Origin of the sequence: Subtercola sp. Z020, from assembly GCF_002931235.1 — a bacterium.
Lineage (GTDB): Bacteria > Actinomycetota > Actinomycetes > Actinomycetales > Microbacteriaceae > Subtercola.
The window spans coordinates 1-11,791 of the sequence record NZ_PSTT01000082.1 but is presented as its reverse complement, the minus strand read 5'-3'; the positions used below and the strand labels follow the sequence as shown (position 1 = coordinate 11,791).

Annotated in this window: 11 protein-coding genes and 1 pseudogene; 11 read left to right on the top strand and 1 reads right to left on the bottom strand. The window is 70.5% G+C overall.

Annotated elements, in window-relative coordinates; translation table 11 throughout:
- On the top strand, positions 1-935 hold a 935-nt coding region (gene tilS, locus C5B96_RS10935), incomplete at its 5' end, for a tRNA lysidine(34) synthetase TilS (protein WP_369826469.1).
- A 43-nt stretch (positions 936-978) separates the two neighbouring features.
- Positions 979-1,530, top strand: coding sequence for a hypoxanthine phosphoribosyltransferase (hpt, locus tag C5B96_RS10930; protein WP_104245398.1), 552 nt, complete (start codon positions 979-981; stop codon positions 1,528-1,530).
- Between the two features lie 90 nt (positions 1,531-1,620).
- On the opposite strand, the gene C5B96_RS10925 is transcribed toward hpt, so the two are convergent.
- Positions 1,621-3,159 (bottom strand): MFS transporter, encoded by a 1,539-nt coding sequence (locus tag C5B96_RS10925; RefSeq protein WP_104245397.1) that lies wholly within the window; start codon positions 3,157-3,159, stop codon positions 1,621-1,623.
- 103 nt (positions 3,160-3,262) lie between these two features.
- On the opposite strand from C5B96_RS10925, the gene C5B96_RS10920 reads away from it, so the two are divergent.
- The 9 genes and pseudogenes from C5B96_RS10920 to C5B96_RS10880 all read left to right on the top strand — a co-directional run bounded on the left by C5B96_RS10920 (position 3,263) and on the right by C5B96_RS10880 (position 11,749).
- Positions 3,263-3,919: a TetR/AcrR family transcriptional regulator gene (locus tag C5B96_RS10920; protein WP_104245396.1), complete on the top strand. Its 657-nt coding sequence runs from the start codon at positions 3,263-3,265 to the stop codon at positions 3,917-3,919.
- 105 nt (positions 3,920-4,024) lie between these two features.
- The gene (gene ftsH / locus C5B96_RS10915; protein ID WP_104245395.1) at positions 4,025-6,037 is read left to right on the top strand and encodes an ATP-dependent zinc metalloprotease FtsH; all 2,013 of its coding nucleotides are present in this window, start codon (positions 4,025-4,027) and stop codon (positions 6,035-6,037) included.
- Positions 6,038-6,056: 19 nt separating this feature from the next.
- Positions 6,057-6,629 (top strand): annotated as a pseudogene (gene folE / locus C5B96_RS10910) (GTP cyclohydrolase I); the annotation flags it as partial.
- Between the two features lie 107 nt (positions 6,630-6,736).
- On the top strand, positions 6,737-7,633 hold the full coding sequence (folP, locus tag C5B96_RS10905; RefSeq protein ID WP_369826468.1) for a dihydropteroate synthase: 897 nt from the start codon (positions 6,737-6,739) through the stop codon (positions 7,631-7,633).
- On the top strand, positions 7,630-8,040 hold the full coding sequence (folB, locus tag C5B96_RS10900; protein WP_104245393.1) for a dihydroneopterin aldolase: 411 nt from the start codon (positions 7,630-7,632) through the stop codon (positions 8,038-8,040). The genes folP and folB overlap by 4 nt, the downstream gene beginning before the upstream one ends.
- The gene (gene folK / locus C5B96_RS10895; RefSeq protein WP_104245392.1) at positions 8,037-8,561 is read left to right on the top strand and encodes a 2-amino-4-hydroxy-6-hydroxymethyldihydropteridine diphosphokinase; all 525 of its coding nucleotides are present in this window, start codon (positions 8,037-8,039) and stop codon (positions 8,559-8,561) included. The genes folB and folK overlap by 4 nt, the downstream gene beginning before the upstream one ends.
- Complete coding sequence (locus tag C5B96_RS10890) at positions 8,558-9,043, top strand: DUF3180 domain-containing protein (protein WP_104245400.1); 486 nt, start codon at positions 8,558-8,560, stop codon at positions 9,041-9,043. The genes folK and C5B96_RS10890 overlap by 4 nt, the downstream gene beginning before the upstream one ends.
- 187 nt (positions 9,044-9,230) lie before the next feature.
- Positions 9,231-9,674, top strand: a complete 444-nt coding sequence (locus C5B96_RS10885) for a PH domain-containing protein (RefSeq protein WP_369826470.1) — start codon at positions 9,231-9,233, stop codon at positions 9,672-9,674.
- Positions 9,675-9,736: 62 nt separating this feature from the next.
- Positions 9,737-11,749 carry a PH domain-containing protein gene (locus tag C5B96_RS10880; protein WP_146078158.1) on the top strand — a complete coding sequence of 671 codons (2,013 nt, stop codon included), beginning with the start codon at positions 9,737-9,739 and terminating at the stop codon, positions 11,747-11,749.
- Positions 11,750-11,791: the final 42 nt, after the last annotated feature.

Below are 11,791 nucleotides of genomic sequence, written 5' to 3'. Positions count from 1 at the left end.
ACCCGCCCACAGCGCCCACACCCCCCGCCCCGCTCGTGCTCATCGCCCTCAGCGGCGGCCCCGACTCCCTCGCCCTCGCGATCGCCACCGCCTTCGAGGCCCCGCGTGCCGGGTTCCGCGCCGGCGCCGTCGTCGTCGACCACGGCCTGCAGGCGGGTTCGGCCGAGGTCGCAGCCGCCGCCGCCGCGCAGGCACGTGACCTCGGCCTCGACCCCGTGCGGGTCGCCCGTGTGCACGTCGACACGGCGTCGGCCGGCGGCCCCGAATCCGCCGCCCGCACCGCCCGCTACGCCGCCCTCGACGAAGCGCAGCGCGAGACAGGCGCCGTGCGCATCCTGCTCGGCCACACGCTCGACGACCAGGCCGAGACCGTGCTGCTCGGGCTCGCGCGCGGCTCGGGCCCCTCGAGCCTGTCGGGCATGGCCACGCTGAACGGTGCGTACCTGCGGCCGCTGCTCGGCATCCAGAGGCAGACGGTGCACCGCTCGGTCACCGACGCCGGCCTCGTCGCCTGGCACGACCCGCAGAACCACGACCCGGCGTATGCACGGGTTCGGGTGCGCGACACCGTTCTTCCGCTGCTCGAACGCGAGCTCGGGCCGGGCATTGCAGAGGCGCTCGCTCGAACGGCCGAGCAGCTGCGCGAAGACGATGAGGCTCTGGATGCTCTCGCCACCGAGTGGGCGGCCGAGATCGTCGAGCACGCCGAGGCCGGTATCGCGGTCGACGTGCACGGCCTCGCCGCGAACCCCGCGGCCCTCGCGCAGCGGATCGTGCGCTTCGTGGTCGCCTCCGAGTTCGGGGTGAGCCTCAGCCGCGCGCAGACGCTCAGCGCCCTGCGGCTCGTGACCGCGTGGCACGGGCAGTCCGGGGTGGATCTGCCGGGCATCCGCGTCACCCGCACCGGCGCCCAGCTCGTGTTCGCGCGCCGCTGACCTGCTCGCCCCCGCGCCCCACCACCTTCGGTAGGCTCATCGCATGGATTCCAGCGACGTCTCAGGCGACCTCACGAACGTACTCATCACCGAAGCCGAGATCCACGCGAAGATCGCCGAACTCGCGCGTCGCATCGAAGCCGACTACGCGGGCCAGGATGTGCTGCTCGTCGGCGTGCTGAAGGGCGCCGTCATGGTCATGGCCGACCTCGCGCGCGAGCTGCGCCTGCCGGTCACGATGGACTGGATGGCCGTCAGCTCCTACGGCACGAGCACGCAGTCGAGCGGCGTGGTGCGCATTCTCAAAGACCTCGACAGCGAGCTCGAGGGCCGAACCGTTCTGATCGTCGAAGACATCATCGACTCGGGCCTCACCCTCTCCTGGCTGCTCGCCAACCTGCGTTCGCGCGGCCCGGCCTCGGTCGAGGTGTGCGCCCTGCTCCGCAAGCCCGACGCCGTGCGCATCGAGCTCGACGTCAAATACGTCGGCTTCGACATCCCGAACGACTTCGTCATCGGTTACGGCCTCGACTACGCCGAGAAATACCGCAACCTCAAAGACATCGCCGTCCTGGCCCCCCACGTCTACAGCTGACGCAAACGAGTGGGCAGTTCGGGCCCGAAAACCGAGGTTTTGAGGCCCGAACTGCCCACTCGATTGTTGTGGGTGGTGGGGGTGTGGGGGTCAGTGGGCTGCCACGGGCTCCGGGAGGTCGTCGGAGGCGGAGGGCTTGGCGTCTGAGGGGGCGGCTCCGGATGCCGCGGCCCCGGCCGAGGGTGCCGCGACCTGCTTGCGGCGGAACAGCAGCGCCGAGAGCACCGCACCGAAGGCGAAGAACCCGGCGCCCCACCAGTACGCCGTCGCGTAGCTCGCCACCGCGGCATCCGCAGCCACAGCGGCCGTCGCCGGAGCGTGCGACGCGACGTAGCTCGTGGCGGCCGAAGCGGCCAGCGTGTTGAGCAGGGCGGTTCCGATCGAGCCACCGACCTGCTGGCTCGTGTTCACCATTGCGGAGGCGACGCCGGCGAACCGCCGGTCGACCCCGAGCGTCGCGGTCTGGATCGACGCGGGCATGATCGTGCCCATACCGAACCCGAGGATCATCAGCGGCGGCAGAATGTCGGCCGCGTATCCGCTCGACGTGTTCAGGTGGGTCAGGTAGATCATGCCGGTCATGCCGAGCAGCATGCCGATCGGAACCAGCACCTTCGGTCCGAAGCGCGGCAGGAAGATGTTGTTGCCGAGCTGCGCGGCGAGCACCAGCATCAGGATCATCGGCAGGAACGAGAGGCCCGTCTGGATCGGCGAGTACCCGAGCGACGCCTGCAGGTAGTAGGTGACGAAGAGGAAGATGCCGAACATCCCGGCCCCGGCGATCAGCACCGACGAGTAGGCGGCCCCGCGGTTGCGGTCGAGGATGATCGCCAGCGGCAGCAGCGGGTGGGCCGCACGGCGCTGCCACAGAACGAACGCGACGAGCAGAACGGCGGCCGCGGCGAGGAAGCCCCAGGTGAGCGGCGAGTCCCAGCCGTCGGTCTCAGCGTTCGAGAAGCCGTAGACGAGGCTGAACAGGGCGGCGGAGACGAGCACCGTTCCGGGGATGTCGAGCTTCGGGCGCGGGCCCTCGCGCTTCGCGTTGACCACGAAGACGACGGCGCCGGCCACCGCGATGATCGCGATGACGACGTTGATGTACAGGTTCCAGCGCCAGTCGAACTGCTCGGTGAGGAACCCGCCGAGCAGCAGGCCGATGGCGCCGCCGGCGCCGGCGATCGCACCGAAGATTCCGAAGGCGCGCGAACGCTCTTTGGGAATGGTGAAGGTCGTCGTGAGAACGGCGAGGGCCGTGGGGGCGAGGAGGGCGCCGAACGCACCCTGCAGGGCGCGGGCGAACACGAGCATCCCGAAGCTGTCGGCGGCTCCACCGAGAGCAGAGGCGGCCGCGAAGCCGATCAGCCCGATGATGAAGGTGCGCTTTCGCCCGATGAGGTCGGAGAGGCGGCCGCCGAGCAGCAGCAGGCTGCCGAAGGCGAGGGAGTAGGCGGTGACGATCCACTGGCGGTCGCCGTTGGAGAACTGCAGGTCGGCCTGGGCGGCCGGGAGGGCGATGTTCACGACGGTGGAGTCGAGAACGACCATGAGCTGGGCGAGCGCGACGACCGTCAACGTCCACCAGCGGCGGGAGGAGACCGCGACCGGCGCGGCTGAAGAAGTCTGTGACATGTCGAGAACTATATACGGTACTATCGAGTATCGGAACCAATCAGTTCCTGAATTAACACTCACGTAACCTGAGTGGGTGATGACAGAGAGGGTGGAGAACGCAATGACGCAACTTGCTCCCCAAGATGTAGACGAGACCACCGACAGCGCTCCCAAGCTCGGCCGCAAACGCGATCACACCCGCGACCCCGAGATTCTGGATGCTGCGCTCGAAGTGCTCGCAGAGACCGGCTACGACGGCATGACCATCGACATGGTCGCCGCGCGCGCGAAGGCCGGCAAGGCGACGCTCTACCGCCGCTGGCCCTCGAAGGCCGAACTGGTCATCGACGCCGTCGCGTGCATGAAGAAGAACATGCACGGCGGCGACCCACTGCCCGACACCGGCACCCTGCGCGGCGACATGATCGCGATGATCAAGCCGCACTCCATCGAAGACAGCGAGAAGAAGCTGCAGATCATGGCGGGCCTGATGTCGATGATCTCCCGGGCGCCCGAGCTGGCCGACGCTGCGAACGCGGCGATCGTCGAGCCGCGGGCGGCCATCAACCGCCAGCTCATGCGCCGGGCGATCGACCGCGGCGAGATCTCGGCCGACTGCGACGTCGACACCATCGCGATGATCAGCCCGTCGATGGTGGCCTACCGCACGCTGATGCTGCGGAAGCCTGTCGACAGGGAGTACCTGGTCTCGCTGGTCGACGGCGTCATCCTGCCCGCGGTCGGGCTCGGCGCCCGGGCCTCCGCCCCCACGGGTTAAGCCCACGGGGAACACGCAGGCGCCGTCCAGCCCTGCACAGGTAACCTTGGCCAGTACTTGGTGACCAGAAAGGTGCCGGCTTTGCCGCAAGAACCGAAGAAAGACATGAGCCTCAGACGCGTTTTCAGGTCTCCGATCCCCTACATCATCCTCGGAGCGATCGCGCTGTGGGTCGGCTTCGGCCTGATCACCGGCTCGGGGTTCCAGCAGGTCTCGACCCAGCAGGGCCTGCAGTTCCTGAAAGACGGCAAGGTCTCCGAAGCCTTGATCATCGACGGTGAGCAGCGGGTCGACCTGACGCTCGCCACGGCCGACTCGAAGTACGGCGACAAGGTGCAGTTCTACTACGTCGCACCGCGTGGGTCAGAGGTGATCGACGCCGTCACTGCTGCAGCTCCCACCGACGGCTTCAACGACCAGGTGCCCCAGACCAACTGGTTCCTCTCCCTGCTCGGCATCCTGCTGCCCGTGCTGCTCATCGGCGCCTTCTTCTGGCTGATGCTCTCGGGCATGCAGGGCGGTGGCAACAAGGTCATGCAGTTCGGCAAGTCGAAGGCCAAGCTCGTCTCCAAAGACACCCCGAAGGTCACCTTCGCGGATGTCGCGGGCAACGACGAGGCGATCGAAGAGCTCGAAGAGATCAAAGACTTCCTGAAGGACCCGTCGAAGTTCCTCGCTGTCGGCGCGCGCATCCCCAAGGGCGTGCTGCTCTACGGCGCACCGGGTACCGGCAAGACCCTGCTCGCCCGCGCAGTCGCCGGCGAGGCCGGGGTTCCCTTCTACTCGATCTCCGGATCGGACTTCGTGGAGATGTTCGTGGGTGTCGGCGCGAGCCGCGTGCGCGACCTCTTCGAGCAGGCCAAGCAGAACTCTCCCGCGATCATCTTCATCGACGAGATCGATGCGGTCGGTCGCCACCGCGGTGCCGGAATGGGCGGCGGTCACGACGAGCGCGAGCAGACCCTCAACCAGCTGCTCGTCGAGATGGACGGGTTCGACGTCAAGACGAACGTCATCCTGATCGCCGCGACGAACCGCCCCGACATCCTCGACCCCGCGCTCCTGCGCCCGGGCCGCTTCGACCGCCAGATCGGCGTCGACGCACCCGACCTGCAGGGTCGCAAGCAGATCCTCGAAGTACACGGCCGCGGCAAGCCGCTGGCTGCCGGTGTCGACCTCGAAGTGCTCGCCCGCAAGACGCCCGGTTTCACCGGCGCCGACCTGGCGAACGTGCTGAACGAGGCCGCCCTGCTGACCGCCCGCTCGAACGCGCAGCTGATCGACAACCGCGCGCTCGACGAGGCCGTCGACCGTGTGATGGCCGGCCCCCAGCGCCGCACCCGCATCATGCGCGACAAGGAGAAGCTGATCACCGCGTACCACGAGGGTGGCCACGCCCTCGTCGCGACCGCGATGAACAACACCGACCCGGTCACGAAGATCACGATCCTGCCTCGGGGCCGTGCCCTCGGCTACACGATGGTTCTCCCGCTCGAAGACCGCTACTCGGTCTCGCGCAACGAGCTGCTCGACCAGCTGGCCTACGCCATGGGTGGCCGCGTCGCCGAAGAGGTCGTGTTCCACGACCCGACCACCGGTGCATCGAATGACATCGAGAAGGCCACAGACACGGCTCGCAAGATGGTCACCGACTACGGCATGTCGTCGAATGTGGGGGCGGTCAAGCTCGGCAGTGCGTCGGGTGAGATGTTCCTCGGCCGCAACATGGGCCACGAGCGCGACTACTCCGACCAGCTCGCACAGCAGGTCGACGCCGAGGTGCGGCAGCTAATCGAGGCCGCGCACGACGAGGCCTGGCAGGTGCTGAACGACAACCGCGACATCCTCGACCGGCTCGCGACCGAGCTGCTCGAGAACGAGACGCTCGACCAGCACCAGCTGGCCGAGATCTTCAAAGATGTGCGTCACCTCCCGCCCCGCCCGCAGTGGCTCTCGAGCAGCAAGCGACCGGTCTCGACCATCCCGCCCATCGAGTTCAAGGCCGCCAAGGCCCCCATCGACGCGGGAGCGACCGACGGTGGCATCACGAGCGAGCCCGAGGTCGAGCTGAAACCGAAGCGCGCGCCCCAGGCCCCGCCCCGCCCGGCCACGGCCTAGTCGCCGCCCGAGCGTCACCGTGGCGGTCGACAGGCAGCGTATCGAAGCGGCGGTTCTCGAACTGATCGAGGCGATCGGCGACGACCCCCGGCGGGAGGGGCTCACCAACACCCCCCGCCGGGTCGCCGACGCCTACGCCGAGTTCTTCTCCGGCGTGGGCGTCGACGCCCGTGCAGCGCTCGGCGAGACGTTCCCGTTCACCGGCGACGCGCCTCGCGAGCCGGTGCTGGTGCGAGGGGTCACCTTCCGCTCGATCTGCGAGCACCACCTGCTGCCGTTCCGCGGCACCGCACACGTGGCCTATGTGCCGAACGACCGGTTGGTCGGCCTCGGTCGCATCCCCGCCGTCATCGAGGTGCTGGCGAACCGCCCCCAGCTGCAGGAGCGTCTCGGCGAGCAGATCGCCTCGACGCTCTCTGAGGCGCTGGATGCCGCGGGCACCCTCGTGGTTCTCGAAGCGTCGCACGGCTGCGTGACCCTCCGCGGCCCGCAGCAGGCGGACTCGACCACGGTCACGGTGGCGTCGCGCGGGTCTCTCTCGGAGCCCGCAGCCCGCGCCGAACTGATGGCCCTCATCGCGGCGGGCGACGCGGCGATCCACGCTCCGACGCCGTCGGGGGCACCCCGGGCGGCCGCGGCGCCCCCGACGGCCCCTACGCCCGCGGCGCCCTCGCCGGCGACCGCCCACGGGGTGGCGCTGTGAGCGAGGTCGGAGCGGCCTTCTCCCGCCGTCGGCGTGAGGCCGCCGGCGGCGAATCCGGCCCCCCGGCGCGCTACGCTGCGCTTCCCGCGGGGCGCACGCTCATCATGGGCATCCTGAACGTGACGAGCGACTCCTTCAGCGACGGCGGGCGGTGGCTCCGCTCGGAGGCGGCTGTTGCGCACGGGCTCGAGCTGGCCGGCGCCGGGGCCGACATCATCGACATCGGGGGCGAGTCCACCAGGCCGGGCGCAGAGCGCATCGCCGTGGCGGAGGAACAGGCCCGGGTTCTGCCGGTCATCCGGAGCCTCGCCGAACGGGGGCTCGCGATCAGTGTCGACACGATGAACGCGTCGACGGCCCGGCTTGCCCTCGAGGCTGGGGCGATCATCGTGAACGACGTCTCTGGTGGTCTGGCAGATCCCGGCATGGCCGACGCCGTCATCGAGGCCGGCGCACCCCTCGTCGTCTCGCACTGGCGTGGCCACAGCGTCGACATGAACTCCCGCGCGACGTACACCGACGTCGTCGGCGAGGTGGTCGGCGAACTGGAGTACCGGGTCGCCGAACTGATCGTGCAGGGCGTCAGCCCGACGAACCTCATCGTCGACCCGGGGCTCGGGTTCGCGAAGAACGCCGAACACAACTGGAAGATCCTCGGCCATCTCGACCGCATCAGTGCCTTCGGCCTGCCCGTGGTCGTCGGCGCCTCTCGCAAGGGCTTCATCGGTGAGCTGGTCGAGAAGGGTGCGCCGATGGATGCCCGGGACTTCCCTTCGGCAGTCGTCTCCGCCCTCGCGGCTGCGGCGGGCGCCTGGGCCGTGCGGGTTCACGATGTCGCCATGACCCGATCCGCTCTCTCTGTGTCGGAAGCGTGGAAACGGGGCGCCGAATGAGGTCGGACGCACCGGCATCCAGTACCCTCGGGGGAGTGCCCGACGAACTCGACTCCCTCACCCTGACCGGCCTCCGGGTGATCGCTAACCACGGCGTCTTCGAGTCCGAGCGGCTCGCGGGGCAGCCCTTCGTGATCGACGTCACCGCGTGGCTCGACACGGCCGCAGCGGCGTCGGATGACGACCTCGACCAGACCCTGCACTACGGGGTGCTGGCCCAGCAGATCCACGATGCGGTCGCGACAGACCCGGTGGACCTGATCGAGACGCTGGCCGAACGCGTCGCCTCCGTCGTGCTGGCCTGGCCGGTCGCACAGGTCACGCGCGTCACGGTGCACAAGCCCGAGGCGCCCATCCCCGTGCCGTTCACCGATGTCTCGATCACCATCACAAGGAGGCGTTCGTGAGGCGCGAGAAGCTCCGGGTCACCCTCCCCGCCGTCATCGCGCTCGGCAGCAACCTCGGCGATCGAGAGGCGACCCTCCGCCAGGCGATCGCCGAGATCGACCAGCTCGACGGCGTCGTCGTCGACGAGGCGTCGAGCTTCTACGAGACAGACGCGGTGAAGCCCGACGGCATCGACCTGTCGGCTCCCGCCTACATCAACGCCGTCATCCTGGTGCGGTCGGCCCTCAATCCGCACGAACTGCTCGAGGCGCTGCAGCGGATCGAGCAGGCGCACGACCGTGTTCGGGTGGAGCGGTGGGGCGACCGCACACTCGACCTCGACATCGTGACGTTCGCCGGTCTCGAGCAGCACGACGACACCCTGACCCTGCCGCATCCGCGAGCCTACGAACGGGCCTTCGTGCTCGCGCCGTGGCACGAGATCGAGCCGCGGGCCGAACTGCCGGGGCACGGGCCGATCGCGCCCCTGCTCGCCGCCACCTACGAGAGCCCGCGCCTCTTCGCCCGGTGGTCGTCGTGAAGCGCACCCGCCCGCTGACTCTCGTGCTGCTCGCCGCGTTCGGCGGCGTCGCCGGGTTCATCGTCGAGATCGCGCTCGCCTCGTCGGGGCGGCCGATCATCGCGCTGCCGCTGTCGCTGTCGATCACCCTCGTGGCGGCCGGCGCCATCGTGGTGTCGCTGGCGGTGCCCATCGCGCGGGCGATCCGGGGCACCAACCAGCGGCCGATCAACCCGTTCCGCGCGATGCGTGTCGCCGTGCTGGCGAAGGCGTCGAGCATGGTGGGCGCGCTCATCGCGGGCGTGGGTGCGGGTGTGGTCGTGTACCTGCTCTCGCGCACGGTCGTGCCGGCGGCGGCAACACTCTGGCTGAGCATCGGGGCGGCTGTTGCGGGCGTGGTCTTCCTCGCCTGCGGGCTCGTGGCCGAGAAGCTCTGCACGCTGCCGCCCGACGACCGCGACCCCGACCGCGGCGAGCCCCTGCCCGACCGCCGGTTGAGCTGAGCCGATGACCGACCCAGCGGGGCCCGGCGCCGCCGACGCGGGAGCGCCTCGCGAGGCGGGCGCGGCTCGTGACGCGGGCGCGGCTGGCGACACGAGTGTGCCTGTCGACGCGGAAGTCCCTACTGCGAGTGAGGCGAGCGTCGGCCGTGGGTCGAAGCGCCTCACCTCCGACGGCCCCTGGCGGCGGGTGAGCCCGAAGTACGTCGGCGTCGAGATCGCCTCGTCGATCATCACGGGGGCCGTGCTCTCGGGCGTCAGCGTCTTCGTCGCCCTCGTGTTCGGCGCCTGGTTCGGCTGGTGGATGCTCGGGGCCGCCATTCTGCTCACCCTCGTGCTGCTCGTCGTCGCACCCCGGCGGGCCCGCGCGATCGGGTACCAGTTGCGGAGCGACGATCTGCTCTTCCGGCAGGGCATCATGTTCTTCCGCATCGTCTCGGTGCCCTACGGCCGCATGCAGCTCATCGATGTCAACCGCGGACCGCTCGCCCGGCTGCTCGGGCTCAGCGACCTGAAGTTCGTGACGGCCGCAGCGGCGACGGGGGTGTCGATCCCCGGCCTGCCCGAAGCGGAGGCCGACGAGCTGCGCGACCGGCTGGTCGAGCTCGCGGAATCGCGCCGGTCGGGCCTGTGACCGGGGTGCCGCCGGGCGACGAGCCCGCGCCGTCGCCCGAGCCGGGTCGTCCGCCCGAGCCCATGCCTTCCCCCGCGCCGTCGACCGAGCCGGCCACCCCGTCCGCCCCACCCGAGGTGCGGCGTGTCGTCGAGCAGCTCACCGACGGCGGCTGGCACCGACTGCACTGGGCGTCGCCGCTGCTGAAGGGCGGCATCGCGTTCGTCGCGATCCTCGCCTTCGTGCTCGCCAACCTGCGGGAGCGGCTCGTCGAGCTCGTGATCGGCCAGTCGGGCGGCCCGACGGGCCCGTCGGGTACCGGCGACCCCATCGCTGCGATCTACGACAGGGGCTACACCGGCGTCGCCGTTCTGATCGTCGCCGGGGTGCTGCTGCTCGCGATTGCGGCGTTCGCCGTGGCCTGGCGGATGCACACCTTCCGTATCGGCGACGATGCCGTCGAGGTGCGGAGCGGCGTCGTCTTCCGCCACAACAGGCAGGCCAGGCTCGACCGCATCCAGGGCATCCACATCACCCGTCCCCTGCTCGCGCGACTGTTCGGCGCCGCGCGCATCGAGCTGAACGTGGCCGGGCAGGATGCGAAGGTGGAGCTGTCGTACCTCGGCTCGCGGCAGGTCGACGAGCTGCGGCGCGAGATCCTGCGTCGGGCGTCGGGTGTGCAGCGCGCCGCGGCGGAGACGGCAGCGGTCGCGGCGGCGGCTCCCGGCGGCGCGGCTCCCGCCGGCAGCCACTCGGCCCCGGGCGTGCCCGGCGCGGAAGCGGCGGCGCCCGGCAGTTCCGGGGTGGGTGCCGCGCCCGGCGGCCCCGCAGGATCGCACGGCGCCGCGGGATCGCACGGCGCCCCGGTATCGCAGGGCGTCGAGGGCGCGGCGGTCGCCGCCGCTCCACCCGGCAGCGAAGCCGGCATCCTGAACCGACGCGTTCGCGAGCTGCTCGAGGCGGAGCTCGACACGGCAACCGCACCGCCGGAGTCCGTGGTAAAGATCTCGCCGCTCCGCCTGCTCGGCTCGCTCGTGGTCAGCGAATTCACGGTCGGTCTGCTGCTCGTCATCGCGGCGCTCTTCTTCTCGACCTTCGTGCTGCACCGCTACTTCATCCTCTTCCTGCTGCTGCCCAGTGTTCTCGGGTCGCTCGGATACTACGTGCGGCGGTTCTCGAAGTCGGTGCGGTACTCGATCGCGTCGACGCCCGACGGAGTGCGGGTCGGTTTCGGCCTGCTCACCACGAACAACGACACCCTGCCGCCCGGGCGCATCCACGCGATCGAGGTGACGCAGCCGATTCTGTGGCGGCCGTTCGGGTGGTGGATGATCCGCATCAACAGGGCCGGTCACGCCTCCGGCCGCAGCGGGGCGTCGGCGCCGCACACACTGCTGCTCCCGGTGGGCCGCATCGCCGACGTCGACAAGGTGCTGGGGCTGCTGCTTCCCGGCCTGGCCGGCGCCCGCACGCAGGGGCTGGTGCTCGAGGGTCTCACCGCGCGCGGCCGCGGCCGGGGCCGCCGCGGTCGCAGAGCGGTGGCGGGGGGAGGCGCCCCGCTCGACTCGGGCCCGCTCGACTCGGGCCCGCTCGACTCGGGCCAGCTCGGCTCGGAGGCCTACGCGCCTCCCGGCACTGCCAGTGACCGGGCAGCCGACGCTACCGGTGACAAGGCGGCCGACGCTGCCGGTGACAGGGCAGCCGACGCGGCGATCGACACGGCGGTCTACCCGGCAGCCGACGGCCCACCCGCGCGGTTCTCGGCGGCGCCGCGACGCGCACAGTGGCTGCGGCCGTTCTCCTGGCGGCGCACCGGCATGGCGCGCACGAGTGACGCCGTGCTGCTGCGGTCGGGATTCTTCTGGCGCCGGCTCACGGTGCTGCCGCTCGCCCGGTTGCAGAGCGTTCGCGTCTCGCAGGGCCCGGTGCGCCGGATGCTCGACCTCGCCGAGCTCCGCTTCACCACGATCGCAGGGCCGGTGCGGGCCGAACTCGGCGTGATCGGCCGCGCCGAGGGGCTCGCCGCCTTCGCGGAGGTGTCGGCTGCCGCCGTGGACGCGCTCCGCACCGACCGCACCCACCGCTGGGCATCCTGACCCCCTAGCCCGTCCGCCCGCGACCGCCATGCGGCCCCGCGA

Coding starts and splice junctions, on each gene's coding strand:
- hpt (WP_104245398.1), top strand. CDS start 979: ATGGATTCCAGCGACGTCTCAGGCGACCTCACGAACGTACTCATCACC.
- C5B96_RS10925 (WP_104245397.1), bottom strand. CDS start 3,159: ATGTCACAGACTTCTTCAGCCGCGCCGGTCGCGGTCTCCTCCCGCCGC.
- C5B96_RS10920 (WP_104245396.1), top strand. CDS start 3,263: ATGACGCAACTTGCTCCCCAAGATGTAGACGAGACCACCGACAGCGCT.
- ftsH (WP_104245395.1), top strand. CDS start 4,025: ATGAGCCTCAGACGCGTTTTCAGGTCTCCGATCCCCTACATCATCCTC.
- folB (WP_104245393.1), top strand. CDS start 7,630: ATGAGGTCGGACGCACCGGCATCCAGTACCCTCGGGGGAGTGCCCGAC.
- C5B96_RS10880 (WP_146078158.1), top strand. CDS start 9,737: ATGCCTTCCCCCGCGCCGTCGACCGAGCCGGCCACCCCGTCCGCCCCA.